Genomic DNA, 25,743 nt, shown 5'->3' on the forward strand with positions numbered 1-25,743 from the left:
TCCCTGGCGAACCCGTTCCTTTCATAGGTCTGCCTGCACAAGCGCAGCTCAGGCGACGTCGAATTCCAGCGGCTTGATCTGGGTGAACAGCCCGGTTTCCGCCAGCTTTGCGCGTGCATCCGCGGGGACAGGCGCATCCACATAGAGCAATGCGATTGCTTCACCGCCCACGGTCGAACGACCAAGGGTGAAGTTGGCGATATTCACATCCATGTCGCCCATGGTGCGCCCCAATGCGCCGATGATGCCCGGTACGTCGTTGTTGGTGGTATAGAGCATGTGCTGCCCCACCTCGGCGTCGATATTGATCCCCTTGATCTGGATGAACCGGGGCTTGCCGTCGGAAAACACTGTCCCTGCGACGGACCGTTCCCGTTTCGCGGTCACGACGGTCACCTTGACGTAGCCGTCAAAGGCCCCGGATTTGTCCTGATTGGTGGTGGAAATCTGGATGCCACGTTCCTTGGCCACCACCGGCGCGGACACCATGTTCACGTCCGGGTTCACCTTCTTCATGATGCCGGCCACGACAGAGCAGTTGAGCGCTTCGAGATTCATCTCCGCCGCGACACCATCATAGAGAATATTGATCGCCTTGATGGGCTCATCCGTCATCTGGCCGGCAAAGGCACCGAGGTGATCGGCAAGCTTGATCCACGGCCCCATGACCTTGGCTTCTTCGGCCGTGACCGACGGCATGTTGAGCGCGTTTTCAACTGCCCCGGTCAGCAGATAGTTGGCCATCTGGTCCGCAACCTGTAGCGCCACGTTTTCCTGGGCTTCGCTCGTTGCGGCGCCGAGGTGCGGCGTGCAGACCACATTCGGCAGATCGAAAAGCGGGTTTTCCTTGGCCGGCTCCACCGAGAACACATCAAAGGCCGCGCCCGCAACGTGGCCCGACGTCAGGGCCTCTGCCAGTGCCGCCTCGTCGACCAGGCCACCACGGGCACAGTTGATGATGCGCACGCCCTTCTTGGTCTTGGCGAGGTTTTCACGGCTCAGGATGTTCTTGGTCTGATCGGTCAGCGGCACATGCAGGGTGATGAAATCGGCGCGGGCCAGCAGCTCGTCCAGCTCGACCTTTTCGACCTGCATCTTCTTGGCCTTTTCCTCAGAGAGGAAGGGATCATAGGCCACAACCTTCATCTTCAGGCCCCGGGCGCGGTCGCAGACGATGCCACCAATGTTGCCAGCGCCAATCACGCCGAGGGTCTTGCCGGTCAGCTCAACGCCCATGAATTTGGACTTTTCCCATTTCCCGGCATGGGTGGAGGCGGAGGCCTCCGGGATCTGACGCGCCACGGCGAACATCATCGCGATGGCATGTTCGGCAGTGGTGATCATGTTGCCGAAGGGGGTGTTCATGACGATCACACCCTTTTTCGACGCGGCGTCCTTGTCGATATTGTCGGTGCCGATCCCGGCGCGGCCAATCACCTTGAGGTTGGTGGCCTGTTCCAGAATGGTCGGTGTCACCTTGGTGGCGGAGCGGATCGCGAGGCCATCATATTGGCCGATGATTTCAGCCAGTTTTTCCTTGTCCTTGCCCACGTCGGGCAGGAAATCCACGTCGATACCGCGGTCACGGAAGATCTGAACGGCGGCGTCCGAGAGTTTGTCGGAGATAAGTACTTTGGGGGCCATTTGCGTTGGTCCTTTGTCTGCGGGGGCCGGGGTGCGGCCTGAAATAGCGGGAGTGGTTTGGCGCAGCCTGGGCTGACGCCCAGACGCTATCCTTTAGCCTTGCGCGGCGATCTCGGCCTCGAAGGCCCATGCAAGCCACGGCAGCATGGCCTCGATATCGGCCGTTTCGACCGTGCCGCCACACCAGATCCGCAGACCGGCAGGCGCGTCACGGTAAGCACCGATATCATAGGCGATGCCCTCGGCCTCCAGCCGCTTGGCCACAGCCTTGGCAAAGCTGGCGCCATCCTTGATCCGCTTGTCGGTGAACTTCAGACACACGGAGGTGTTGGAACGCGTCGCCGGATCATTGGCGAGGTTGTCGATCCAGTCGTTGGCATAGGCAAAAGCGTGGATCGCATCCGCATTGGCATTGGCGCGGCCAATCAGCCCCTCCAGACCACCAACAGACCGCGCCCAATCGAGCGCGAACAGATAGTCCTCAACCGCCAGCATCGACGGCGTATTGATGGTTGCACCGGTGAAGATCCCGTCGATCAGCTTGCCGCCCTTGGTCAGGCGGAAAATTTTCGGCAGCGGCCATGCGGGCGTGTAGCTTTCCAGGCGCTCGACCGCGCGGGGGCTGAGGACGATGACGCCATGCGCGGCCTCACCGCCCAGCACTTTTTGCCAGGAGAAGGTCGTCACATCCAACTTCTGCCACGGCAGTTCCTGCGCAAAGGCGGCAGAGGTCGCGTCACATATTGTCAGACCTTCGCGGTCGTCTTTGATCCAGTCGCCATTGGGAACCCGCACGCCGGAGGTGGTGCCGTTCCATGTGAACACCACGTCATTATCGGTGTCCACCGTCGCCAGATCGACGATGTCGCCATAGTCGGCGGTCTTGACCTCGGCGTCGATTTTCAGCTGCTTCACCACGTCGGTGACCCAGCCCGCGCCAAAGCTTTCCCAGGCGAGCATCTCGACCTTGCGTTCACCCAGCAGGTTCCACATCGCCATCTCGACCGCGCCAGTGTCGGACGCGGGCACGATGCCGATCTTGTAGTCTGCAGGGATGCCCAGAACCTCGCGGGTGCCTTCGATGGCGGCGAGAAGCTTCTCCTTGCCGACGGCAGCGCGGTGGCTGCGACCCAGAGGCGCGCCAGCGAGTTTGGACAGATCATAGGTGGGGGGTTTGGCGCAGGGGCCAGAAGAAAAACGCGGATTGGCCGGCCGCGATGCCGGTTGTGCAATAGCCATCAATGCTACCCTTCCAGATAAGCGCCCCTCGTTGGGGAGGGGTGTCCCACCGACAGCGATATGCGGGGGTGCGATTCCGCGCAACTGGGAAAATCGACCGTTTGCGCCGCTTTGGAAAATTTTTGCGACCCCGAATGACGCCAATCGGAAACTTCGGAGGCCATGCCTCTCCGGGCTGGTGCCACGGGTAAGCCCTCGTTAAGAGAAGACAACCCGCCCTGAACGGAGAACACCCATGTATGTCGCCACCCTGCTCGTGAACCCTGCCAATCCGACGCTGGAGCCTTCATTGGTCGAGTCGCTGAGGAACGCTTGGGGCGGTGGTGAGGCCCATTGGCTGAACCCCGGCATTGCGGCGGAGTTCACTCTGGAAGCGCTTCCCGACAATCAGTGGGAGGTCTGGAACGATCTGCAAGGCATGAGCGTCGACCTGGTGCTGCAACCCACTGAGGGACGGCACAAGAAGATGCTGCTGGCGGATATGGATTCAACCATGATCCAGCAGGAATGCATCGACGAGCTGGCGGATGAAGCCGGTGTTGGCGCGCGCGTCAAAGACATCACCGCCCGCGCCATGAACGGCGAATTGGATTTCGAGGGCGCGCTGACCGAACGTGTGGGATTGCTCAAGGGCCTTTCCGAATCTGTGATCACTGAGGTTCTGGACAACCGCATCACCTTTATGCCGGGGGGCCGCGCACTCTTGGCAACGATGAAGGCCAATGGCGCTTATGCGGCGCTGGTCTCTGGTGGATTTACCGCCTTTACCGCGCGTGTCGCAGCAGAACTGGGGTTTGACGAAAACCGCGCCAATACTCTGATCGTCGCAGAGGGCACGCTGACGGGCGAGGTGGGCCACCCAATCCTTGGCCGCGAAGCCAAGGTCGAAGCGCTCGAACAAATCACGACACGCCTCGGTATTTCCGAGGCAGACGTGATTGCGGTCGGTGATGGGGCCAATGATCTTGGCATGTTGACCCGTGCGGGGGCTGGCGTGGCGCTCCACGCCAAACCCTCGGTCGCGGCAGAGTGCAACATCCGCATCAATCACGGCGATCTGACGGCTCTTTTGTATGTGCAGGGCTACAGCCGGGACGATTTCAAAGGATAATTGAATGTTCGAAGTCACCTTCGAGGTGCTGCTGCTGTTGATGGCAGCGGGCTTTGCCGCTGGTTTTATTGACGCGGTCGCCGGTGGCGGCGGGCTCATCACAGTGCCCGTCCTGCTCATTGCAGGCGCCAACCCGGTCACGGCGCTTGCGACCAACAAGATCCAGGGGCTGTTTGGTGCGGCCACGGCGGCGATCACCTATGCCCGCGGCGGCCATGTGGACCTTCGGACACAATGGAAACCCGCGGTGATCGCGTTTTTCGCCTCCATCGGCGGGGCGCTTTTGGTGTCGGTGCTGCCGGTCGATCTGATCCGCTATGCCTTGCCCGTTCTATTGATCGGGATCGCAGTGTTTTTTGCAACCAAGAAAGGCCTGAACGATGTGGACCGCGCACGCCGTCTGTCGCCTGCGGTGTTTGCGGCCACCATGGTGCCGCTCTGTGCAGCGTATGACGGTTTACTCGGTCCCGGTGCGGGCAGTTTCTATATGCTGGCGTTTGTGGGTCTCGCTGGCTACGGGGTGCTCAAGGCGACCGCCCACACAAAGCTGCTAAACTTCGCATCAAACGCGGGCGCGCTGGCGGCTTTTGCGGTTGTGGCAACACCGTGGTGGTTCACCGGCATTGCAATGGGGATCGCCCAGATCGCAGGCGCGCGGGTTGGTGCGGGGCTGGCCCAAAAACAGGGCGCAAAGGTGATCAAGCCGCTGTTGGTTCTGACGACCGTCACCCTTGCCCTGAAACTGATCTGGGATCTTCTGTAACCTGCTCAGCCTGGGCAGTTAGAACTGCAGGCCAGCGGCGGGGCGCATGTCGCCACAGTGGATGCCTTTCCAATTGGTAATTGGCGCCGTCATATAGGCCTTGGCCGAGGGGCTGTTGCGATCAAGCGCGCCAAGGCTGACAAGCAAGGTGGTGATGGCGTTCTCCGCCGCGCGCGTGGTGCCATCCACGACCTTCAGCGCGACCCCCAGCTCTTGCTCGGGGAGGATGGCGACAAATACACCCTCCGCCCCGGTTTTGACAGCGACCTTGCCCCCCATATCCCGCATCAAGGCCGTGCAGGCGCGACCTTCGCCAGCCACCAGCTCCGGATGCAGTGCCATGGCTTCGCGCAACTGTACCGCCGCATCATCAGCGCGCCCGTCGCGGGTGTGTGCCGAAGCAAACCAGCCCATGGCCCGTGCAAGTCCCGTGATGGTGCAGGCGAAATTCGGGGCGGAACAGCCGTCGATGCCGTAGGTGGGGCTGGTTTCCCCGGTGGCTTCCTCGAAGGCCTCCTGACAGGCCTGCTGAACCGGATGGTCGATCTCCACATATTCAGCCCCCGCCCCCAGATGCTGCGAGAGCGTCAGGAAGCCCGCGTGTTTGCCCGAGCAATTGTTGTGGATCTGGCAGGGGCTGTCATCCTGTTTGATGAGCCCATGCATCACCTCCTTGTCGCGTGGCATCTGTGCGCCGCAACGTAAATCCCGCTCGCTCAGCTGGAGCTGTTCGAGCCAGGTGGTCACCCGGTCGACATGAATACGGGCGCCGTTGTGTGAAGCACAGGCCAGCGCCAACTGTTGCGATGTCAGCCCGTAGCGCGCCGCCGCGCCCGAGGTCAGAAGGGGCAGCGCCTGCACCATCTTGCAGGAACTGCGCGGATAGATCGCCTGCTCCGGATCACCCCAGGCACGCACCACCTCGCCCTTGCCATTGCAAATCACGGCATGACCGAAGTGCTGGCTCTCGAGCAGCGTGCCCCGCCAGATTTCGGTGAACGGAGCGGGTGCATTCGGACGGGTCATGGCGCGGGCTCTTTGCTTTGGTGTGTATTCGACGCTAGCTGACAATCAAATCCCCGGGTTTTCAAGGAAAAGACGGCAGAATCCCGCCAAACCCGGCATTTGCGCATGGCCCTTGTTCCGCTAATATGCTTGTGTCAAGGATCATGAGGCATGGGCTAAGACGGTGTGGCAAACATCGCGGGCGCCCGGGGACATTAATGAAAAAGACAGTCTTGGAGGCGGGACGCATGGCATTGAAATTCGGTCGCTTGGCAAGCGCGCTCTTGGTGGCTGGCATGGCCACCGCTGCAGCCGCGCAGCAGGAAACGACGGAAAATCGCGTGGGCGCTCATGTGGATTGGAGCGTATTCGAGGAAACCTCTCCGCGAGAGTGTATTGGCGTTTCGGCGCCCAAAGAGACGGTGAACACCCGTGATGGCCGTGTTGTAGCCGTCCGCCGGAGTGAAATCCGGCTGTTCGTGTTCTATCGCCCCGACAGCGAGAACAAGGGACAGGTCACATTCACCGGCGGTTACCCGTTTGCACCGGGCTCCACGGTGAACATGCAGATTGGTGATTCCGAATTCGAACTGTTCACAGAAGGCGAATGGGCATGGCCCGCAACGCCAACCGATGATGCCAAAATCATCACCGCAATGAAACGTGGTACGGACGCGACGCTTACAGCCCGCTCCTCGCGCGGGACCCAAACCAAGGACACGTTTTCGCTGCTTGGCTTCACAGCCGCGATCGAAGACGCGGAAAAACGCTGCGCCGGCTGACAGACCCGGGCATCCTGCAAGAATGTGGCGGCGAAGCACGAGCTTCGCCGTTTGCTTTTGTGGCGCACAGCTCGCACTCGGAGGCGTTTTCGGTTAGACCATTGGGGCGGCGCGCGGCCAACGCATAGCGGGGTTGAGCGAGAATCCTTTTGATCTGGGCCCAATCTCCTATATAGAGCCGCATCCAGCCCCGTTTTGACACAAGCCAGCGAGACCCGTCTCATGACAGCCTCAGCGCCGATCACCCAAGATGTTCTGACCCTGCCCCGCAAGGAGCCGGAAGGCGGCAAGATCAACCTTGTCGGTCTGACCCGCGACCAGATGCGTGCGGTCCTGATCGAGAACGGCACAACCGAAAAGCAGGCCAAGATGCGTGTCGGGCAGATCTGGCAATGGATCTACCAGTGGGGCGTGCGCGACTTTGCGGAGATGACCAATCTCGCCAAGGCCTATCGCGCCCAGCTTGAGGAAAAGTTCGATATCCGCATTCCAGAGGTGGTGTCGAAGCAGGTCTCCACTGATGGCACCCGCAAGTATCTGGTGCGGATCGACGGCGGCCACGAGGTCGAGGTGGTCTATATCCCCGAGGATGATCGCGGCACTTTGTGCATCTCCTCGCAGGTTGGTTGCACGCTGACCTGTTCCTTCTGTCACACGGGCACACAGAAACTGGTGCGCAACCTGACGCCTGCCGAAATCATCGGTCAGGTGATGATGGCCCGCGACGACCTCGAGGAATGGCCGACACCCGGCGCGCCAAAGGACGAGACGCGCCTTCTGTCCAACATTGTTCTGATGGGCATGGGCGAGCCGCTCTACAACTTTGAAAACGTGCGCGACGCAATGAAGATCGCGATGGACCCCGAAGGGATTTCGCTCTCGCGTCGCCGCATCACGCTATCGACCTCCGGGGTGGTGCCCGAAATCGCGCGCACCGCCGAGGAGATCGGCTGCCTGCTGGCGATTTCCTTCCACGCCACCACCAACGAGGTGCGTGATGTGCTGGTGCCGATCAACCGGCGTTGGAACATTGACGAGCTGTTGCAGGCGCTATCGGATTATCCCAAGGTCTCGAATTCCGAGCGGATCACCTTTGAGTATGTGATGCTGGATGGGGTGAACGATTCCGATGAGGATGCGCATCGGCTGCTGGACCATATCAAGCGCTACAATATTCCGGCCAAGATCAACCTCATTCCCTTTAACGAGTGGCCCGGCGCGCCTTACAAGCGGTCCTCGAACAACCGTATCCGGGCCTTTGCGAACATCATCTATCAGGCGGGCTACGCGTCGCCGATTCGCAAAACCCGTGGCGATGACATCATGGCCGCCTGCGGACAGCTCAAATCCGCAACCGAGCGCGCCCGCAAGAGCCGCAAGCAGATCGAGGCCGAGGCAGGTGTCGCCAAAGGCTGATTGGCCTGCAGCCTTCTTTGATGTTGCTGTGGTCACGGCACTGGATATTTCTGTCCACAAACCCCGATCCTGTTAAAGAACGACATGATTGATCGGTCCTGAACAGGTGGGCGCAGGCGCGGCTGCTATCGCAAACAGGCGACCTTGCCTCAGATCACAAGAGCGCCCGCATGAAGCCTCTGACCTCACTTCCTGCCGTTGCCCTCGGCACTGGCATAGCAGCGACCGCCGTGTCCGACGCCCCGATGCGCAACGCCACCGTGCCGGACCTGAGCCCGGAGCGCCTTGTCGAGATCGCGACGGACATCCTGACCCTGGCCGACTGATCATTCGCCCCGCTGCAACGGCGCGCCCATCAGGGCGCGCCTTATTATTTCCCAATTTTAGCAAAAATTGCGCCATTTGCCGCCGACAATCTCTGAATCAGAAACAGTGCGCGGACATCAACTCCGCACGGCAAGCAGAGCAAGGGGCAGACAGATGATTGGACAGCAGACCGCAACAATGGACGACGGCATTCTCTCGCTGGTGCGAGAGGAGCGGCGCAAGGCCTTGAGCCCGCGTGAATGGCAGTTTCGCCTGCGCGGCTACGGGTATGCCATCCGCGACGAAGACGGGATGCAGGTGCTGACGCGTCTGCCGCGCGGCGAGGCCCTTGGTGTGCTGCCTGCTGACATGAGCTGATCGCGCAGCCATGCCCCCATAGACTTATGGTCTGATCGACTCCCGACGTTCCCACAAACGTTCCCACCCCACCCAAAAGGGACACCCCCATTTGACCATAAGCTTCCGCCCTTACGGGCGGACCCGCGCGCCGGGCCCGTTGGGCCCGGCGCGCGGCCGTTCACCGCAGGCGCTGACGCTTCCATCGGACGGTCGGAGCGAAGTCGTCAGCGCTCCCGACCGGGAAGGTTCTGCCGGGCCGGTACCGGGTTCCAGGCGTCGATCACCGCGATCGCTTCATCTGCGCTTTCGACGAATTTGAACAGGTCGAGATCCTGTTCTGAAATGGTACCAGCGTCGGCAAGCGCCTCCCAGTTGATGATCTTTTCCCAGAAGCTGCGGCCAAACAGCAGGAAGGGCACCGGCTCCATACGTCCGGTCTGGATCAGTGTCAGCGCTTCGAACAGCTCATCAAGCGTGCCAAACCCGCCGGGAAAGACGCAGATCGCCTCTGCCCGCATCAGGAAATGCATCTTGCGGATCGCAAAATAGTGGAAGTTGAAACACAGCTCCGGCGTCACGTATTCATTTGGCGCCTGCTCATGCGGCAACACGATGTTGAGGCCGATCGACTCGCCCCCCGCATCGACGGCGCCGCGGTTGCCAGCCTCCATCACACCGGGGCCGCCCCCTGTTGCCACCACATGACGGCGCCCGCCGGTCGCCTTTGACTTTTCCGTCATCTTCTGCGCGAAGCTGCGGGCTTCGTCGTAGAAATGGCTCAGGTCGGCAAGTGTTTGGGTGCGCGCCTTGTCCTTGTCACGCGGCGCCGGGATACGGGCCCCGCCAAACATCACCACGGTGCTTTCAACGCCTTTCTCATCCAGCATCAACTGCGGCTTCAACAGTTCCAGCTGCAAGCGCACCGGGCGCAATTCCTCGCGGCACAGGAACCCCTCGTCGGCAAAGGCAAGCTGATAGACCGGTGACTGGGTTTGCGGTGTCACTGGCACATGTTCCGCACGGCTGCGGTCGGCGCGGGCATCCGGGAAACGGCTGTGGCGGTCGTCACTCATATCAAATCTTGCCTGTCTTGGGGTCAAAAAGGTCAGACCCCCTCATAGCCCGGAAGCAACACTCAAACCAGCGCCGTGATCGCGCCAATCCAGATGATCCCGACAAAACGCCCCCAGCGACGAAGCGACCATCCCCTCTGCGCATCTGGTTGCGAAATTAAAGGTTCGTGCCTAGGGTTCGGCGCAAATACACTGAGGCGAGGTATGACGATGGACTGGACACCCCTGATTTCCGGCGCGCGCAACAGGATTGCCGCGCATGTGGTGAAAACGCCGACTGTCTCGGTCCAGAGCTTCGGCCTTGCCTTCCCGGTGGAATTGAAACTCGAACATCTGCAACACGCCGGCAGTTTCAAGGCACGCGGCGCTTTCAACACGCTGCTGTCGGAACCGGTACCGGAAGCCGGTCTGGTCGCGGCCTCCGGCGGCAACCATGGTGCGGCGGTCGCTTTTGCCGCGCGCGCTCTTGGTCACACTGCCAAGATCTACGTGCCCGAGATTGCCGGGCAGACCAAGATCGACCTGATCCGCTCTACCGGTGCAGATTTGGAGATTGTCCCGGGAGCCTATGCCAATGCGCTGGAAGCCGCCCAGGATTGGGAGCTGCAGACCGGAGCCATGCAGATCCACGCCTATGACGCCCCGGCAACGGTCGCGGGTCAGGGAACGCTGTTTGCAGAATGGGACGAGCAGGGGCTCGAAGCTGACACTGTTCTGATCGCAGTGGGGGGCGGTGGCCTGATCAGCGGCGCATTGGGCTGGTTCCAGGGCAACCGCAAGGTGGTGGCCGTAGAACCCGCAACCTCCTGCGCCCTGAAGACGGCGCTCACAGCGGGCACCCCCACCAATGTCGAGGTCAGCGGTATCGCCGCCAATGCGCTTGGCGCGCGGCGTATCGGGGACATCTGTTTCGACCTCGCCCAGAACGCTCGCACGCCCAGCGTCATCGTCCCCGATGCCGCGATCGAGGCCGCGCAACATGCCCTCTGGCGCGATCATCGACTTCTGGTGGAACCGGCAGGCGCGACCGCGCTCGCGGCCCTGATGTGCGGCGCTTATCTGCCCGCCCGTGGCGAAAAGGTTGCTGTCCTGCTGTGCGGTGGCAATATCGACCCCGAGCCCCTGAGCGATCCCGCCACACAGCTTGATGTCTCCTTCACCTGATCATCAGAAAACCTTGCGGCGCGGCGCGCGGCCCCCTATCGAACGGGCATGAGTGAAACCGCAGTCGACAAGATCTTTCGCGCGCTGATGGAGCGGATCGTCACCGGCGACCTGCCCGCGGGCGAAAAACTGCGGCAGGACCATATCGCGCGGGATTACGAGGTCAGCCATGTTCCCGTGCGCGAGGCGTTTTTGCGGCTCGAAGCAAAAGGCTTGGCGAAATCCATCCCACACAAGGGGATGCGCGTCACCGCGTTGGAACCCACCGAGATCCGCGAGGTGATCGAGATGCGGGTGGCGTTGGAAGTGCTGGCGCTGACCCACGCGATGCCCCGGCACGATGCCGAGAGCGTCTCCACCGCCGAAGCAGCCCGCCGGGACTGCGATGCGGCCACTGACATGGTGACTTGGGACCGCTGCAATCGGCGCTTTCACCTTGCGTTGCTGGCGCCCTGCGCGATGCCGCGCCTGCTGGCCTCGATCGAGGATCTGCACATCACCGCCGCCCGCCACATGTTCGCCAATTGGCGGACACGGTGGGCCCCGCGCCCGGATGGCGATCACGCCGCACTCATGACAGCTGTGCAGGAGCAGGATCTGGCGCAGGCCTGCGATCTCTTGCGGCGCCACCTGCGCCGGGTCAGCTAACCCGGCAGGCGTCGCTCCGCCCACACCTAGAGGCGCGTTCAGGGCATGACGCAGGTGGGTTTTGCGGCTATAAGCGCCCGAATCCAACAGAACATCCAACCAAAACCCGGAGCCGGAACATATGTCCAACGCGCAGCTGGAAACCGCAATCGAGGCCGCCTGGGAGGCCCGCGATACCATCACCCCCGCCACGACAGGCGAAACCCGCGACGCCATCGAGGCGACGCTCGCCGCCCTCGACAGCGGCAAACTGCGCGTGGCGGAAAAGCAGGACAGCGGCGACTGGCACGTGAACCAGTGGGCCAAAAAGGCCGTGCTGCTGGGCTTTCGCCTGAAGGACATGGAAGAGCAATCCGGCGGCCCGCAGGGCTCCGGCTGGTGGGACAAGGTCGACAGCAAGTTCAAGGGCTGGGAGGCGTCTGACTGGCAATCCGCAGGCTTCCGCGCGGTGCCGAACTGCGTCGTCCGCAAATCCGCCTATATCGCCCCCGGCGTGGTGCTGATGCCGTCTTTCGTGAACCTCGGCGCTTATGTCGACGAAGGCACCATGGTGGACACATGGGCCACTGTCGGCTCCTGCGCGCAGATCGGCAAAGGCGTGCATCTCTCCGGTGGTGTTGGCATCGGCGGCGTGCTGGAACCGATGCAGGCGGGCCCGACCATCATCGAGGACAACTGCTTTATCGGCGCGCGCTCCGAAGTGGTCGAAGGCGTGATCGTGCGCGAAGGGTCCGTGCTCGGCATGGGGGTCTTCATCGGCCAGTCGACCAAGATCGTCGACCGTGAAACCGGCGAAGTGATGTATGGCGAAGTGCCGCCCTACTCGGTCGTCGTGGCAGGCTCCATGCCCTCGAAGAACGGCATCAACCTCTATTGTGCGGTGATCGTGAAACGCGTGGACGAAAAGACCCGCTCCAAAACCGGGATCAACGAGCTGCTGCGCGACTGACCCTCAGGCATCTGCGCAAAACACACCGAAAATTGAAACCAGGCAGCGCCGGCTGTCTGGTTTTTTATTACCAAACGAATCGCGTTTGTGGAACATTTGAAAAGTTGCGATAGATTATTGTATGGACGGTCAGAGTCCGCCCGGATGTGAGATGTAGAAGGAGTTGCCCCAATGCCAGCATCCTGGAAACCAGACGGTTACCCTTCTCTGAGCCCCTATCTGGTGTGTCACGATGCCGAAGGGACGATCGCCTTCTTGGAAACGGCCTTCGGCGCGGTTGTGTTGCGCCGGCTAGATCGTGACGACGGAAGCCTGATGCACGCCGAAATTCGCCTCGACGACAGCGTACTCATGATCGGTGGCTTGCCCGAAGCGAGTGAGAACGAGGCGCATATCCACCTGTACGTGCCCAATGCGCAGGCGACGTTTGATCGCGCTGTTGCCGCTGGGGGAACCGTCGTGCAGGAACCCATTCGCAAACGCCCGAACGACGACATACGCGGCGGCATCAAGGGCCCGAGCGGCACCACCTGGTGGGTGGCGACGCAGGCAACCAGCCCCGCCTGAGTAACAAGGAAAGGCGTGGCTTCGCGGCAAAGAGAGCCTTGGGTCAAGGCTCTCTCAAGTAATGTGGGCCCGCACGGTCAGCCAAGGATGCCGGGCAGGTTCAGGCCATGTTCCTTGGCACAATCCTTTGCGATGTCATATCCCGCATCCGCATGCCGCATGACACCAGTGGCCGGATCGTTCCACAGAACGCGACCGATGCGACGATCTGCGTCCTCGGTCCCATCACAGCAGATCACCACGCCGGAATGCTGCGAAAAGCCCATGCCGACGCCGCCGCCGTGGTGCAGCGACACCCATGTCGCACCCGATGCGGTGTTCAGCAGTGCGTTCAACAGCGGCCAATCCGACACCGCGTCAGAGCCATCCATCATCGCCTCGGTCTCACGGTTCGGCGATGCCACGGAACCAGAGTCGAGGTGGTCGCGGCCGATCACAACCGGTGCGGACAACTCGCCATTGCGCACCATCTCGTTGAACGCGAGGCCTGCCTTGTGGCGGTCGCCCAGACCAATCCAGCAGATCCGCGCGGGCAGGCCCTGAAAGGCGATCCGCTCATCTGCCATGTCGAGCCAGCGATGCAGGTGCTCGTTCTCGGGGAACAGCTCCTTCATCTTGGCGTCGGTCTTCTTGATGTCCTCGGGATCACCCGACAGCGCACACCAGCGGAACGGGCCGATACCCTGGCAGAACAGCGGGCGGATATAGGCGGGCACAAAACCGGGGAAGGCAAAGGCGTTCTCAAAGCCCTCTTCCAGCGCCATCTGGCGGATGTTGTTGCCGTAATCGACCGTGGGGACGCCCATATCGTGGAACGCCACCATCGCCTCAACCTGCACCCGCATCGAGGCACGCGCGGCTTTCTCGACTGCCTTCTTGTCGGTCTCGCGCTTCTCTTTCCACTGTGCCATGGTCCAGCCCTGCGGCAGGTAGCCATTGACCGGGTCATGCGCGGAGGTCTGGTCGGTGACGATATCGGGGCGCATGCCGCCCGCTTTGGCGCGCTCCACCAGTTCGGCAAAGACATCCGCCGCATTGCCCAAGAGGCCCACGGATTTCGCCTCGCCCGCCTTGGTCCAGCGGTCGATCATCTCCAGCGCCTCGTCCAGCGTCTCGGCCTTTTCGTCGAGGTATTTGGTCCGCAGGCGGAAATCGATCGAGTCGGGGTTACACTCCACCGCCAGACAGCAGGCACCCGCAAAAACAGCCGCCAGCGGCTGCGCGCCGCCCATACCGCCGAGGCCGCCGGTCAGAATCCATTTGCCCGTGAGATCACCCCCATAGTGCTGACGACCCGCCTCGGCAAATGTCTCATAGGTGCCCTGCACGATGCCTTGGGTGCCGATGTAGATCCAGGACCCGGCGGTCATCTGGCCGTACATCATCAGGCCTTTTTTATCGAGCTCATTGAAGTGATCCCAATTGGCCCAATGCGGCACCAGATTGGAGTTTGCAATCAACACACGGGGCGCGTCCTTGTGGGTCTGGAAAACGCCAACAGGTTTACCCGACTGCACCATCAGGGTCTGATCTTCATCCAGATTCTTCAGCGTTTCGACGATCAGGTCGAAATCCTTCCAGGTGCGCGCGGCGCGGCCGATGCCGCCGTAGACCACCAATTCATGCGGGTTTTCAGCCACATCGGGGTGCAGGTTGTTCATCAGCATCCGGATTGGTGCCTCGGTCAGCCAGGACTTTGCGGTGATCTCGGTGCCAGTGGCCGGATAGATGTCGCGGGTGTTCTTGCGGGGATCGTTCATGCGGGCCTCCATTCAGTCAGATCGGTGAGAATTTGGGTCAGATGTGTGCGCAGCCGGTCGGCGCGTGCGGGGGCATAGCTCCAAGGCGGGGTCTCGTCGCAATAGGTGGCTTGGGCGAGTTCCATCTGGATCGCGTGCCAGCCCTCATTGGGACGGCCATAGTGACGCGTGGTCCAGCCCCCCTTGAAACGACCGTTCAGCACAGAAGAATACCCTTCCGCACGCTGACAGTGATTAAAGACCATCACTTCAAGATCGCGCGCGCAGGTGGTGCCGAGGTTGGTGCCGACGTTGAAATCCGGCAGGCGGCCATCAAACAGGAAGGGAATGTCACCCCGGATCGAGTGGCAATCATACAGAATGGCAAAGCCGTGGATGCCTGCCACCCGCTCCATCTCTGCCGTGAGCGCGGCATGATAGGGCGCGTGATAGGTCTCGCGGCGGCGGGCGATTTCCGCCTCATCCGGCTCACGGGTCCAGATCGGATTGCCATCAAAGTCTGTCAGCGGCACCAGCGTGGTGGTGTTCTGTCCGGGATAGAGGCTGACGCCTGCGGGATCACGGTTCACGTCGATCACATAGCGATGAATGGGGGTGCGCACGGTGGTCACACCCTCCACCAGATCCGCATAAAGATCGTGAATATGCCAATCCGTATCGGCAAGACCAAGACCACGTTCGTTCAGATCCTTGGCAACCTCTACAGGCACCTCGGTCCCCGTATGCGGCAGGCCAAGGACCAGCGGCGAGGAACCTTGCGTGACCTCGATCATACCGCGACCTCCACGCCTGCGGCCTGAGCCACGCGACCGGCGCGCACCATGGCGCTGGCGGCTTCGATCTCAGGCGCGAGGTAGCGGTCTTCGCCCAGGCTGGGGATTTCACCGCGCAGCATGGTCAGCAAATCCTGCAAGCGGGTGGAGGTTTTGAGCGGCGCGCGCGCCTCCACACCCTGCGCGGCGCAGAGCATTTCCACCCCAAGGATCACCGAAAGATTCGCTGTCATCTTCGCCAGACGCAGCGCGCCATGGGCCGCCATCGATACGTGATCTTCCTGGTTGGCAGAGGTCGGCGTGGAATCGGTCACGCAGGGGTTTGCCAGATGCTTGTTCTCGCTCATCAGCGCCGCGGTGGTGACCTCGGCGATCATGAAACCGGAGTTCAGGCCGGGGTTGGGCGTCAGGAAGGGCGGCAGGTCGTGGCTCAGGGTCGGATCGACCATCAAGGCGACCCGGCGCTGCGCGATCGCGCCGATCTCGGCCACGGCGAGCGCGATCTGATCGGCGGCAAAACCCACATATTCGGCGTGGAAATTGCCGCCCGAAACAATCCGACCAGCCTCGACCAGCACCAGCGGGTTATCGGTCACTGCGTTGGCCTCAATCTCCAGCGTGCGCGCGGCCATGCGCAGCACGTCAAGTGCCGCGCCCACCACCTGCGGCTGGCAGCGGATGCAATAGGGATCTTGGACGCGGGTGTCGCCCTCACGGTGGCTTTCCCGAATTTCCGACCCGTCCATGATGTCGCGCATCACCTGCGCCACATCGATCTGCCCCGCATGACCACGCAGCGTGTGGATGTCGGCCACCAGCGGTGCGGTGGAGCCCATGATCGCATCGGTCGTCAAAGACGCAATTGCCATGGATGCCCGCGCCAGATCCAACGCCTGAAACAGCCCAGCCAGCGCGCAAGCGGTCGAGAACTGCGTTCCGTTGATCAGGCCGAGGCCTTCTTTCGGCCCCAATACGATAGGCTGCAGCCCCGCGCGTTTCAGCGCTTCGGCTCCGGACAGGCGCTCGCCTTCAAACGTCGCCTCACCCTCACCAATCATCGCCGCTGTCATATGTGCCAGCGGAGCAAGGTCGCCCGATGCGCCGACAGATCCTTGCGACGGCACGACCGGGGTCACCCCACGCGCCAGCATCTCCTCGATTTGATTGATCACCAACCAGCGCACACCCGAGGCACCGCGTCCAAGCGACAAGAGCTTCAACACCATCATCAGCCGCACTTTGTCTTCGGCCAATGGCTCACCGACGCCGCAGGAATGGCTGAGGATCAGGTTTCGCTGAAGTGTTGCGGTATCTTCGGATGCGATCTTGGTCGAGGCCAGTTTGCCAAATCCGGTGTTGATGCCATAGACAGGCGCCTCACCTGCGGCGGCCTCGGCCACCATCGCGGCTGCCGCTTCGACACCTGCGCGGGCAGAGGGTGCCAGACGTGCGGGGGTGCCATTGCGCCAGATCTGCTCCAACGTGGAGAGGGTTACGGTGCCGGGGATCATCTCGATCATGTGCGAACCTCCAGTTTGCCGCCCATGACGCGGGCATGCAGCGGGTTAAATCCAATGCGATAGGCCAGTTCTGCCGGGCGGGCGACGTCCCAGACCACAAGATCTGCGCGCAGACCGGGCGCGATACGTCCCCGATCCGAGAGGCCCAGCGCGCGAGCCGCATGAGTCGTTACCCCGGCCAATGCCTCTTCGGGTGTCAGCCGGAACAGGGTGCAGCCCATGTTGAGCGTCAGGAGCAACGAAGTCAGCGGTGAGGAGCCGGGGTTACAATCGGTCGCCAAAGCCATGGGCACGCCATGGGTGCGGAAATGCTCCATCGGTGGCAATTGCGTTTCCCGGATCGTGTAGAAAGCACCGGGCAAGAGCACGGCAACAGACCCGGAGACCGCCATCGCGCGGGCGTCTTCCTCGGTCGCGTATTCCACGTGATCGACGGACAAGGCGCCGCGTTCTGCCGCCAGCTTGCTGCCCCCTTGATGGGACAGCTGCTCAGCGTGGAGCTTCACCGGCAGGCCCAGCTCGGCTGCAACATCAAAGACACGCGCGATCTGTTCGGCAGAAAAGGCGATGCCCTCGCAAAAGCCATCCACCGCATCCACCAGTCCCTCGGCATATGCAGCCCGCAAGGTCGGCAGGCAGACCTCATCCAGATATTCATCCGCACGGCCCGCATATTCCGCCGGGACCGCATGCGCGCCGAGGAACGTGGTCTTGACCGTTACATCCCGCAGTTCGCCCAAACGGCGCGCCGCGCGCAGCATGTTAAGTTCGGTGTCGCGATCCAGCCCATAGCCGGATTTTACCTCGACCGAGGTCACCCCCTCAGCAAGCAGCGCATCCAGACGGGGCAGCGCACCAGCGACAAGCGCTTCCAGATCCGCCGACCGGGTCGCCGTCACCGTGGATACGATACCGCCACCCGCCTTTGCGACCTCTTCATAGCTCGCCCCATTGAGGCGCATCTCAAACTCGCCCGCGCGATCACCGCCAAAGACAATATGCGTATGGCAATCGATCAGCCCCGGCGTCACCAGCCGTCCGCCCAGATCCTCATGCGGCCAAGTTTTGTACTCCGCCGGAAGGGAGGCTTCAGGGCCGCACCAGACGATTTCAGCGCGATCAATGGCGACGGCTCCCGCTTCGATCATCCCATATGGCGCGCCCGGCTCCATCGTTGCCAGCTTGGCTCCACTCAACACGTATTTGTCGCGCATCTCGCCCCCCTCAGAATCCTCTTGCTCCACAAACGGTATGCGCTTATTCTCATTATGTCTATACATAAGAGGGCCAGATGCAGACAATTTTTGCCGCAACCGCCTGCCTGCCCGAGGGCTGGGTTCAGGATGTCCGCCTGACCGTTGAAGGCGGCAGCATCACACGTATTGAGAGCGCCGCCACCGCCGCACCCGGCGATACGCGCGTCGATGTCTTGCTGCCGGCGCTTGCGAACCTGCATTCTCATAGCTTTCAGCGCGCCATGGCTGGCCGCACGGAGTATCGCGCGGGTGGGCAGGACAGTTTCTGGACATGGCGAGAGCTGATGTATCGCTTCCTCGACCACCTCACGCCTAAACAATACGAAGCCGTGGCGGCGCTGACCTTCATGGAGATGCTGGAGGCTGGCTATGCTTCTGTCGGTGAATTCCACTATGTCCATCATCAGCCCGGCGGTACCCCCTATGAGAGCCTCACCGAACTCAGCCAGCGGGTGATGGCGGGCGCTCAACAAACCGGCATCGGCCTCACACATCTGCCCGTTCTCTACACCTACGGCGGTGCGGAAAAACAGCCACTTGCGGGCGGGCAGCTGCGGTTTGGCAATGATGTTGAGCGTTTCTCGCGTCTTGTCACCGAGGCCCGCGGTGCGGCGCAAGAGCTCGGGGGCGACACGCGCGTCGGTATCGCGCCGCATTCCTTGCGGGCCACCTGCCCCGAGGATCTTGCCGCGGTGTTGCCGGTCGCCGCCGAAAACCCCATCCACATCCACATCGCCGAACAACCGCGTGAGGTGGCCGAGATCAAAGCATGGCTCGGCGCACGTCCAGTGGAATGGCTGCTCGCGAATGCACCAGTAAATGACCAATGGTGCCTGATCCATGCCACGCATATGACGGACGAGGAAACCCGGCGCATGGCAAGATCCGACGCCGTGGCGGGCCTCTGCCCCGTGACAGAGGCAAACCTCGGCGATGGCCCCTTCAATGGACCGGAGTTTCTGGCAGAGGCCGGGCGCTTTGGCGTTGGCTCCGATTCCAACGTGCGGATCTCATTGGTCGAAGAGTTGCGCACGCTTGAATACTCGCAACGCCTCCGCGATCTGGCGCGCAACGTGCTGGTTCCCCATGAAGGCTCCGTCGGTGAAACGCTCTATCTGGGCGCGGCCAAGGGTGGGGCACAGGCGCTTGGCCGGAGCGCCGGACGGCTGGAGGTTGGCGCGCTTGCGGATCTCGTTGCGATTGACCGCAACCATCCCGCCCTGTTTGGCTTGCCAGAGGCGCAAATTCTGGATGGATTGTGTTTTGCGGCTGACGACCAGACCGTCACCGATGTCTGGGCGGCCGGTCGTCACATGGTGCAAGAAGGGCGCCACATCGCCCGTGACGCCATCGTCAAAACCTACCGCACGGCAATCACATCGCTTCTCGCAAAGCTTTGATCTGAACATGCAGCACCGTGCCCTCGACTACACCTTGGGCCGGTGCCTCCAGCGCGCAGCCTTGCGCGGCGACGAAATGATCCCCGCCAAGGTGAAGCGCGCCGTCGATCACAAAGACCAGATCACCCGCCTGCCCAGCAAAATCCCCTTGATGCACCTGAGCCTTCACCTGCACGTACCGTGGGTCAAAGATCACGTTCACGGCGCGGCACGGGCCATCAATCAACTGCGCCTCCAATGCCAAACCTCCGTCAAACTCCAGCGGCGTCAATGGCTTGGCCTCTCGCTCTGCGTCTGTGCTGTGCAAACACAGTCCTTTGCCTGCGATGATGGTATGAACACGCCACAGCCCAGGAAACGCAGAAAACGGCCCATTTTGCGCAATCTCCGCAAGGCTCAGACGCCAGATTAGGCCGCCCGCCCCTTCGCGCACCGCAAGCTCTCGCGTGGTGCCGCCACCGTTCTTCCATGACATCGGTTCGATCTGCGCAGCGTCAAAGCGCATGGGCTCTCCTTTACAAGCGCGGTTTAAGGCAGACATAATGGCATTTAGCCAGAGTTATTATTCAGCGCGGAGCCCTGAAGTGCAACAACAGAAGAAAACCAGCTTTCAGGATGTGCGTGACGAGGTCATGCGCCGGATCGAAGCCCGGGTCTGGGATCAGGGCGCGCTGCTGCCGACCGAGGCCGATCTGGCAGAAGAGTTTGGCTGCGCCCGCGCCACTGTCAACCGTGCACTGCGCGAACTCGCAGACCGCGGCATTATTGATCGCAAGCGCAAGAGCGGCACGCGGGTTGCGACGCTTCCGATCAAACAAGCCAAACTGGAAATCGCCACCACCCGTCGGCTTGTGGAAGAGCGCAACGCCACCTATCGATATGCGCTGGTCTCTCGTAAGGTGCAGACGGCGCCGGGTTGGCTCAGCTCACAAATGGACCTGCCCTTTGACGCCCGCGTTCTGCACATGGACGTGATGCATTACGCCGATGGCCAGCCGTTTCAATTCGAGGATCGCTGGATCAATATCGCCGCTGTCCCGGACAGCGAAACGGCGGATTTTTCGGAAACACCCCCGGGGGAATGGCTGCTGGCGGCGGTGCCGTTCTCCAATGCCGAGGTCAGCTTTTTCGCCAGCGCCGCAGATGCCACCCTCGCAGACTATATGTCCTGTGCGCCCGGCGCGCCCTTGTTCCAGATGGAGCGTGCAACCTGGTTCCAGGCGCAGCCGGTGACCTTCGCCCGGATGAGTTTTCACCCCGGCTACCGCATGCGCAGCCGTTACTGAAGATCGCCCAGAAGCACCTGGGATTCGTATGATTTCAGGGTCGGGCGCGCCATATTCTTGTAGCTGCGCCAGCTGTCGCCCATGAGATCAAAGAATTCCGCCCGCGTATCGGCGTCCAGACCTTTTAGGCTGGCTGCCCCGGGATGGTAGCTCTCGCTCTCCAACCCGTTGCCACGAATAATTTCGTGATTCTCGAACAACAGGTGGAAGTAGGTCACGGCCTGCCCATCCGCGCGCCGGCGGATGGTTGTGTCGTTGATCATGTGATGTGCAGGCACGAGCACCTCGTCCTGACCAAACAGGACCTCGGCCGTGGCCGAACACAGCAGCACCCGGTGACTGGGGGAAAGCTCGATCTCATCGTGCTGCCCCAGCGCATTGGCGGCGATCCGCACCGGCGCATCCTTGCCGGAGGCAGTCCGCTCACTGCGCCCGATCCAGCGGATCGGCTGCGCCCCGTGATCGCGCGTCTGCACCATCATACCCACTTCGAGCGCCTCGACGGCGACCGGTCCCTGCGTGGTTTCGATCAGGGTGCCCGCCACAAAGCACGGGGTGGTGGTCAGATTGACAAACGCGACATCGGAGTTCCCGTCATCGTCTTCGACCGTGTAGGTAAAGACCGTGGTCTCGTCATCATCGACGTCATCCTGACCGGTGATGTCAAAGGTGCCATCTTCGTTGAGCGTGACGATCTCGCCATTGGCGAGGGTCACCGAACTGCCGGCGGTCACGGGCTGGTTGTTGATGTGGGTGATGGTAAGCTGGGTGCCGTCGACCTGCTCATCATTGGCCAGCACATCCAGCGTCGTGGTGGTGCCTTCCTGCAATGACACATCGTCATCGCCCGCGATCAGCGCGGTCTGGATCGAATCGCCAGCGATCAGGAGGTTGGAGTCATAGCTCGCATCCCCGGTATCGGCGATCGCGATCTTGATCGAATTGACCTCACCGGGATTGACGGGGGCCGTCAGCTTCAACGTGACCGTGAAGCCGTCCATCTCGGTGTTGTAATTGTCCTCGTCTTCCGGGTTGTCGACATAGAGGTTCTCGTTCGAGCCATCGTTGATGTTGTTGATGGTGATGTCTCCATCGCCCACCACAAGCTGCGCCTCGACACCATTGACCCAGACCGAAACGGCATCGTTGAACCCGGAGCCGACATATTCCAGGTATTCCTCTGAAGAGAACACAAACTGCATCGACAGGGTTGAACCTTCGGGAACAAAATCCGCCTCGAACACTGCCGCGTCATAGGTGGTGCCGCCCGCGATCGCGTCCAGATCCGAATCGCCTGCGGTGCCATGCTGGGTTGTTGTGCTTGCAGTTGTGTTGGTGTTGGTCGTGCCCGAATTGTTGGTGAAATCGGTCGCGTTGCCGGTCGACAGGATGACACCGCTGTCCGAAGGCGTCACATCCGGAGCCACCGTATCGCCATCGCTATAGATACCGGAGGCCCCGCCAGCGCCGGTGTAGCTGGCCGATTCAATGGAAATTCCATTGCCGAACATTGCCTCGGCCATTTCCTCGGCTGAGGCATTTGTATTTACGGGCAGTTCTTGAGCAGTCGCCATAATATGATCACCAAGATTGGTCGCAACACCGAGGATTATAAACGCGGTTCCCCATACGCGCCCTTTAGATGCGCTTCAAATATGGTCAAACCGGGGCAGGAATTGGGCGCAATTGTATGCAAATTGGTTTGACCTTCCCCGCTTGGCCCAGCTAATGCAAGCCCATGACCCAGAAAAAACCCTCCCGCCAGCAGGTCTACACGCTGCTCGTCCAGATTGGCCGCAAAGACGGCGATGGCCTGCCCGACGGGGCAACCGGCGCGGCGCTCATGGTGTATGCGTCGGGCGTCGACGAGGCAGAAGCCGTGCGCGAAACCGTCGCCATCCTGAAACAGGCGGATACCGCCCCGCTGGATGTGACCGGCTACGGCACGCTCGCCGAGCGTGAAGCCGAGGGCCACGAGATTGCGGACGAAGAACGCGATCTGATGCAGCGCGCGCTGGATGAAAACGCGGTGATCGTCGCGCAGATGACCCCGTTTTTTGGGGACGAACTGCAGCACGACAGCGACACGGACGCCTTGCACTGAAGTTCAGGGCGGCTGCGGTGACGGACCAGTACTGCTGAGCGCTCAGGACCGGCTGCCAAACCACTTGCGATAGAGCGTTTCGTAGGTGCCGTCTTCCTGCATGGACAAAAGCGCCCGATTGGCCGCCTCGACCCGGTCTGATCCCTGCGGGAAGATGATACCGTAGTATTCGGTCAGAAACTTGCGCCCCATCACATGCCCGATCCCCGCACCATCGGTCTTTACATAGTGGTTCAGAACGGGCGAATCGAACACGACGATGCGGGTCTCGCCGGCCTCGAAATCCTTTAGCAGCTCGCCCAGACCCGGAAAGGCGACATAGTCGATTTCACGCCGGTCCAGAAAGCCCGCTGCGGTCGACCCCTGGATGGTCCCGACGCGTTTGCCATAGAGATCGTTGACGGAATTGACCGATCCGTTGATCGCTTCGACCGTCATTGCGGCCGTGATCTTGGCCACGAAAACGGAGACCACGAACAGCGAGGACAACACCAGCAGCACGCCAAAGATGCGGCCGAGGAAACTGCGCGGAACCCGTTCTTCAAAGCCGCCATTCACAACCAAGTTGAGCGCCCACCAGAACGACGGGAACCATGCCTCTTTCAAGGGGCGATCAAAGTAGGGCTGCGCGCGGCGTTCGAAAACCCACATCAGCATGCCCCCGACCAGCAGGATCACAAAGGCGATGCCGATGGCGGCAAACAGGTCCCAGGACAACAGCGCCGCAATCAGGCTCGGCTCTGATATGTCATCCTCGTGCAGCATGATTTGCAGGCCGCTCTCAAAGATGGGCTGGCTGAAGTCCATGACCGCTTCGCGCCCCGCCGTGATCGAGATATTGGCCGCCGCCATGTCCGCCTCGCCGCGCTCGACCTCTTCGAGCATCTGCACAAAACTGTCGACACGGTTGATTTTGATATCCCAGGTCAGGCGCCGCGCGACCTCTCGCATCAGGTCCATGGTGAAGCCGACGTCCTGCCCTCCGACCTGCATCGAGAACGGCGGGCGCGTGATTGTGTTGACAACAACCTGCTCCTGCGCACGCAGCGGAAGCGCGGGCAGGCTCATCAGAACTGTTATCAGGCAGAACCAAAGGGAACGCAGGGTCATGATCTAGGTCTCGAATCCAATGTCCGACCTGCCTTAGAAGGGCTGCGCCGTGATTCTCAAGCCCCAGCGCTCAGGCGGTACGCTGTTCGGCCAGAACTGCGGCATCAAACGCGCGCACCACGGGATATCGCGGGTGGGCATGTTCCGGCAGGCTGTTGCGATCCAGATCCGCAAGGAGGCTCGCGGCGAGTGCTGGTCGATCACGGCGAATCCGGCCGAGGAACAGGCTTTCGATCCCCAGTCCCGCCGCCATCGGCACCTCATGCCCCGGCAAGATGACCTGCATATAGGTTGCCAAAGCACCGGCGGCGGGCTCGGGATGCGCCGTGCGCGTGCCCGCCAGGGTCTCGGCCGGCGCCAGCACCGCCTCGCAGCCGAACAGGTAGTCCACATCTGACCCCGTCAGCACCATGCGCTGGAACGGCGCGACCACAATGTCCTGCGTCAAACCAAAATAGGGCGACCGCACCCGCACGGGATGAAAGCTGCCCAGCGCAGGCACCTGCCGGCGGATCACATGCAGCACCGGCACCAGCGCACCGCTGGCGCAGCGCAGCAGATCGCCCCGTCGCAGATCCCGGACCGGACGCATCCCGGTGTCTGTCGCCAGCGGCGTCTCCGGCGTCAGGCCCGGCATCGGGCCAACCGGCTCCTGGCAATCTGACAGCGCGATATAGTCGACATCAGGGGCAATGTAGCACTGTGGCGTGCCGCTCATCAGGGCCCGGAGATCCTCCAGCCGCCACGGGCGCGGGGCGTCGATCGGCATGATGTCAGCCCGCCCACCGTCGAGATGTTCCAGCGCCAGCTGACCGCGAAAGGCTGGCGCATCCCAACTGTAGGTCAGCCGCACCTGATCGGTGCGGCCCCGTCTGGTCGGGTTCATGGTTTTGTGCAGCACGGCGCCATATTGCTCCAGCACCAGATTGATGCCGCCGCCAGGCACCGCCGAGACCTGGAAGCGCACCGGCCAATCGCCGCCGCGTTCGAACAGGACCAGCGGTTCGGGTTTGCGCAGTTCCGGCAGGCTGATCTCCAGCACCAGCGCGCCGGTCGCCAGCAGCGCGTTCGGTTCACGCAACAGCAGACAGTGCTGCGCACCTTCGGGTGTCAATCCGGCAGGATCAAACACCTGCGCTTGATTGTGCCACAGGCCCAGCCAGCTCATGCATGCCCCCAAGTCGGAGCACCAACATCGTGCCGTCTGTATCCTGCCATCCACACCTCGCAGCGCATCTATGTCGTGCCCCGGGCGGGTGGCGCATGCGTCGGCCTTATTGGTGCCCGGGGCGTCCCTCAGTTTCAGTCCCGATGTTCCCGGTCAGGGACGCCACGCGACGCAGAAGGATGACACAGCGCGACAATCGGGTTCGGTGAATCAGGTGATCCAACGGTCCGCCTCTGTTCGCTTTGGTAGTCCTGCTCGTCGCACGTCCGGGCGATCTTGTCGCCGTCCCGTTCCATGCCTCGGTCTGTTATTCCCTCCATCCTAGCACGCGCGGCGCGC

25 protein-coding genes are annotated in these 25,743 nt (G+C 61.8%); 13 read left to right on the forward strand and 12 right to left on the reverse strand.

Translation table 11 applies throughout. The annotated features are described in order from the left end of the window. Positions 1–48: 48 nt before the first annotated feature. Together serA and MHM97_RS09420 are read right to left on the reverse strand one after the other, a co-directional pair. The gene (gene serA / locus MHM97_RS09415; RefSeq protein ID WP_239322110.1) at positions 49–1,644 is read right to left on the reverse strand and encodes a phosphoglycerate dehydrogenase; all 1,596 of its coding nucleotides are present in this window, start codon (positions 1,642–1,644) and stop codon (positions 49–51) included. A gap of 93 nt (positions 1,645–1,737) precedes the next feature. Further along, positions 1,738–2,883: a phosphoserine transaminase gene (locus tag MHM97_RS09420; RefSeq protein ID WP_239322111.1), complete on the reverse strand. Its 1,146-nt coding sequence runs from the start codon at positions 2,881–2,883 to the stop codon at positions 1,738–1,740. A gap of 235 nt (positions 2,884–3,118) precedes the next feature. Between MHM97_RS09420 and serB the strand changes: the two genes are divergently transcribed. Continuing rightward, positions 3,119–3,994, forward strand: coding sequence for a phosphoserine phosphatase SerB (gene serB / locus MHM97_RS09425; RefSeq protein WP_239322112.1), 876 nt, complete (start codon positions 3,119–3,121; stop codon positions 3,992–3,994). A gap of 4 nt (positions 3,995–3,998) precedes the next feature. Further along, positions 3,999–4,757 carry a TSUP family transporter gene (locus MHM97_RS09430; RefSeq protein WP_239322113.1) on the forward strand — a complete coding sequence of 253 codons (759 nt, stop codon included), beginning with the start codon at positions 3,999–4,001 and terminating at the stop codon, positions 4,755–4,757. An 18-nt stretch (positions 4,758–4,775) separates the two neighbouring features. Here MHM97_RS09430 and MHM97_RS09435 read toward each other — a convergent pair whose 3' ends face one another. Beyond that, positions 4,776–5,783 (reverse strand): asparaginase, encoded by a 1,008-nt coding sequence (locus MHM97_RS09435; RefSeq protein ID WP_239322114.1) that lies wholly within the window; start codon positions 5,781–5,783, stop codon positions 4,776–4,778. Positions 5,784–6,010: 227 nt separating this feature from the next. Here MHM97_RS09435 and MHM97_RS09440 point away from each other — a divergent pair, with 227 nt between their 5' ends. The 4 genes from MHM97_RS09440 to MHM97_RS09455 all read left to right on the forward strand — a co-directional run bounded on the left by MHM97_RS09440 (position 6,011) and on the right by MHM97_RS09455 (position 8,644). Continuing rightward, positions 6,011–6,544 carry an invasion associated locus B family protein gene (locus MHM97_RS09440; RefSeq protein WP_239322115.1) on the forward strand — a complete coding sequence of 178 codons (534 nt, stop codon included), beginning with the start codon at positions 6,011–6,013 and terminating at the stop codon, positions 6,542–6,544. Positions 6,545–6,766: 222 nt separating this feature from the next. Beyond that, on the forward strand, positions 6,767–7,960 hold the full coding sequence (gene rlmN / locus MHM97_RS09445; RefSeq protein ID WP_239322116.1) for a 23S rRNA (adenine(2503)-C(2))-methyltransferase RlmN: 1,194 nt from the start codon (positions 6,767–6,769) through the stop codon (positions 7,958–7,960). A gap of 170 nt (positions 7,961–8,130) precedes the next feature. Then, positions 8,131–8,286, forward strand: coding sequence for a hypothetical protein (locus tag MHM97_RS09450; RefSeq protein WP_239322117.1), 156 nt, complete (start codon positions 8,131–8,133; stop codon positions 8,284–8,286). Between the two features lie 154 nt (positions 8,287–8,440). After that, positions 8,441–8,644: a hypothetical protein gene (locus MHM97_RS09455; RefSeq protein WP_239322118.1), complete on the forward strand. Its 204-nt coding sequence runs from the start codon at positions 8,441–8,443 to the stop codon at positions 8,642–8,644. A 206-nt stretch (positions 8,645–8,850) separates the two neighbouring features. Here MHM97_RS09455 and MHM97_RS09460 read toward each other — a convergent pair whose 3' ends face one another. Further along, positions 8,851–9,699, reverse strand: a complete 849-nt coding sequence (locus tag MHM97_RS09460) for a TIGR00730 family Rossman fold protein (RefSeq protein ID WP_239322119.1) — start codon at positions 9,697–9,699, stop codon at positions 8,851–8,853. 210 nt (positions 9,700–9,909) lie between these two features. Between MHM97_RS09460 and MHM97_RS09465 the strand changes: the two genes are divergently transcribed. From MHM97_RS09465 to MHM97_RS09480, 4 genes are all read left to right on the forward strand, one after another. Continuing rightward, positions 9,910–10,863: a threonine/serine dehydratase gene (locus MHM97_RS09465; protein ID WP_239322120.1), complete on the forward strand. Its 954-nt coding sequence runs from the start codon at positions 9,910–9,912 to the stop codon at positions 10,861–10,863. Between the two features lie 48 nt (positions 10,864–10,911). Then, positions 10,912–11,511 (forward strand): GntR family transcriptional regulator, encoded by a 600-nt coding sequence (locus tag MHM97_RS09470; protein ID WP_239322121.1) that lies wholly within the window; start codon positions 10,912–10,914, stop codon positions 11,509–11,511. Positions 11,512–11,632: 121 nt separating this feature from the next. Then, positions 11,633–12,460 carry a 2,3,4,5-tetrahydropyridine-2,6-dicarboxylate N-succinyltransferase gene (gene dapD, locus MHM97_RS09475; RefSeq protein ID WP_239322122.1) on the forward strand — a complete coding sequence of 276 codons (828 nt, stop codon included), beginning with the start codon at positions 11,633–11,635 and terminating at the stop codon, positions 12,458–12,460. A 171-nt stretch (positions 12,461–12,631) separates the two neighbouring features. Continuing rightward, entirely contained in the window at positions 12,632–13,027 is a 396-nt protein-coding gene (locus MHM97_RS09480) for a VOC family protein (RefSeq protein WP_239322123.1), read from the forward strand. 77 nt (positions 13,028–13,104) lie between these two features. On the opposite strand, the gene hutU is transcribed toward MHM97_RS09480, so the two are convergent. From hutU to hutI, 4 genes are read right to left on the reverse strand one after another with little or no spacing between them, the layout of a single operon-like run. Continuing rightward, the gene (gene hutU / locus MHM97_RS09485) at positions 13,105–14,787 is read right to left on the reverse strand and encodes a urocanate hydratase (protein ID WP_239322124.1); all 1,683 of its coding nucleotides are present in this window, start codon (positions 14,785–14,787) and stop codon (positions 13,105–13,107) included. Further along, on the reverse strand, positions 14,784–15,560 hold the full coding sequence (hutG, locus tag MHM97_RS09490) for an N-formylglutamate deformylase (RefSeq protein ID WP_239322125.1): 777 nt from the start codon (positions 15,558–15,560) through the stop codon (positions 14,784–14,786). The genes hutU and hutG overlap by 4 nt, the downstream gene beginning before the upstream one ends. Further along, positions 15,557–17,080: a histidine ammonia-lyase gene (gene hutH, locus MHM97_RS09495; protein WP_239322126.1), complete on the reverse strand. Its 1,524-nt coding sequence runs from the start codon at positions 17,078–17,080 to the stop codon at positions 15,557–15,559. Before hutH ends, hutG begins: the two co-directional genes overlap by 4 nt. Then, positions 17,077–18,294 carry an imidazolonepropionase gene (gene hutI, locus MHM97_RS09500; RefSeq protein ID WP_239322127.1) on the reverse strand — a complete coding sequence of 406 codons (1,218 nt, stop codon included), beginning with the start codon at positions 18,292–18,294 and terminating at the stop codon, positions 17,077–17,079. Before hutI ends, hutH begins: the two co-directional genes overlap by 4 nt. A gap of 77 nt (positions 18,295–18,371) precedes the next feature. On the opposite strand from hutI, the gene MHM97_RS09505 reads away from it, so the two are divergent. Then, positions 18,372–19,736, forward strand: coding sequence for a formimidoylglutamate deiminase (locus MHM97_RS09505; RefSeq protein ID WP_239322128.1), 1,365 nt, complete (start codon positions 18,372–18,374; stop codon positions 19,734–19,736). Here MHM97_RS09505 and MHM97_RS09510 read toward each other — a convergent pair. Beyond that, the gene (locus MHM97_RS09510; RefSeq protein WP_239322129.1) at positions 19,711–20,241 is read right to left on the reverse strand and encodes a HutD/Ves family protein; all 531 of its coding nucleotides are present in this window, start codon (positions 20,239–20,241) and stop codon (positions 19,711–19,713) included. The genes MHM97_RS09505 and MHM97_RS09510 overlap by 26 nt on opposite strands. Before the next feature lie 37 nt (positions 20,242–20,278). Between MHM97_RS09510 and MHM97_RS09515 the strand changes: the two genes are divergently transcribed. After that, positions 20,279–21,022, forward strand: coding sequence for a GntR family transcriptional regulator (locus tag MHM97_RS09515; protein ID WP_239322130.1), 744 nt, complete (start codon positions 20,279–20,281; stop codon positions 21,020–21,022). Here MHM97_RS09515 and MHM97_RS09520 read toward each other — a convergent pair. Continuing rightward, entirely contained in the window at positions 21,016–22,596 is a 1,581-nt protein-coding gene (locus MHM97_RS09520) for a choice-of-anchor L domain-containing protein (RefSeq protein WP_239322131.1), read from the reverse strand. The two genes, MHM97_RS09515 and MHM97_RS09520, sit on opposite strands and share 7 nt — an antisense overlap. Positions 22,597–22,760: 164 nt before the next feature. Between MHM97_RS09520 and MHM97_RS09525 the strand changes: the two genes are divergently transcribed. Continuing rightward, entirely contained in the window at positions 22,761–23,126 is a 366-nt protein-coding gene (locus MHM97_RS09525) for a hypothetical protein (RefSeq protein WP_239322132.1), read from the forward strand. A gap of 42 nt (positions 23,127–23,168) precedes the next feature. Here the strand turns inward: MHM97_RS09525 and MHM97_RS09530 are convergent, their stop codons facing one another. Continuing rightward, positions 23,169–24,236, reverse strand: coding sequence for a transporter substrate-binding domain-containing protein (locus tag MHM97_RS09530; RefSeq protein WP_239322133.1), 1,068 nt, complete (start codon positions 24,234–24,236; stop codon positions 23,169–23,171). A 70-nt stretch (positions 24,237–24,306) separates the two neighbouring features. Next, entirely contained in the window at positions 24,307–25,404 is a 1,098-nt protein-coding gene (locus MHM97_RS09535) for a Hint domain-containing protein (RefSeq protein WP_239322134.1), read from the reverse strand. Positions 25,405–25,743 lie beyond the last annotated feature (339 nt).

This window comes from Epibacterium sp. Ofav1-8, from assembly GCF_022348185.1.
In the GTDB taxonomy this organism is placed as follows: Bacteria; Pseudomonadota; Alphaproteobacteria; order Rhodobacterales; family Rhodobacteraceae; genus Epibacterium.